The following is a 235-nucleotide window of genomic DNA, read 5'->3' as shown; positions in this document are numbered from 1 at the left end:
GCCCTCAGCCGGTGGGCGACGCATCTGCGCGGGGGATTGCGCGATCTGTCCGCGGGCGTGCCCGGGGCATCGCTCGTGCCGGGGTTTGCGGTCGGCGATACGTCGCTGGGCTCAGAGCAGCTGAACGCCGCCATGCAGCAGGGTTCATTGACCCACCTCGTCGCAGTGTCCGGCGCCAATTGCGCGCTGGTCGTATCGGCCATGGCCTCGGTCGTCGCGAGACTCGGTGTCGGGC

At 70.2% G+C, this 235-nt stretch carries 1 protein-coding gene; it reads left to right on the top strand.

From position 1 onward, the window contains the following. Positions 1 to 235: ComEC/Rec2 family competence protein (locus AMS65_RS18335; RefSeq protein ID WP_193787045.1), on the top strand; the 235-nt coding region annotated here is incomplete at both ends.

The sequence above is a fragment of the Leucobacter celer subsp. astrifaciens genome, assembly GCF_001273835.1.
Classification (GTDB): Bacteria; Actinomycetota; Actinomycetes; order Actinomycetales; family Microbacteriaceae; genus Leucobacter; species Leucobacter celer.
This window is presented reverse-complemented; position numbering and strand designations above follow the sequence as displayed.